Origin of the sequence: Pseudomonas sp. DCB_BI, from assembly GCF_026240995.1 — a bacterium.
In the GTDB taxonomy this organism is placed as follows: domain Bacteria; phylum Pseudomonadota; class Gammaproteobacteria; order Pseudomonadales; family Pseudomonadaceae; genus Aquipseudomonas.
The window spans coordinates 1-591 of the sequence record NZ_JAPFCG010000061.1 but is presented as its reverse complement, the minus strand read 5'-3'; the positions used below and the strand labels follow the sequence as shown (position 1 = coordinate 591).

At 62.1% G+C, this 591-nt stretch carries 1 protein-coding gene; it reads right to left on the bottom strand.

Features of this window, described 5'->3' with window-relative positions; all coding sequences use genetic code 11:
- Nucleotides 1–591: immunoglobulin-like domain-containing protein (locus tag OO258_RS27295; RefSeq protein ID WP_266034994.1), on the bottom strand; the 591-nt coding region annotated here is incomplete at both ends.

The following is a 591-nucleotide window of genomic DNA, read 5'->3' as shown; positions in this document are numbered from 1 at the left end:
CCGGAGTCTGAGCCGGGTTGCTCAGGGTCACGGTGTAGGTGATCACACCGCCCTCGGTCACCGACGGGTTCGCCGTCAGGGTCGCGGTAGTGTTGTCGACCGAATCGTTGATCGTGGTCTGAGCCGGAGTCGGATTCGGGGTCAACTGTTCGAAGTTGCCGCCGGTTGCGCCGGTAATGGTGGTGCTGACGGTCGAGCCATTGTTGTAGACGTCGTTCGCCGGGGTCTGGAAGTCGACACTGCCCTGGGTCTTGCCGGCTTCAACGGTGATGGTCTGGCCATTGGACAGGGTCACGGTTACCGGAGTCTGAGCCGGGTTGCTCAGAGTCACGGTGTAGGTGATCACGCCACCCTCGGTCACCGACGGGTTCGCCGTCAGGGTCGCGGTAGTGTTGTCGACCGAATCGTTGATCGTGGTCTGAGCCGGCGTCGGATTCGGGGTCAGCTGTTCAAAGTTGCCGCCAGTTGCGCCGGTAATGGTGGTGCTGACGGTCGAGCCGTTGTTATAGACGTCGTTCGCCGGGGTCTGGAAGTCGACACTGCCCTGGGTCTTGCCGGCTTCAACGGTGATGGTCTGGCCATTGGACAGGG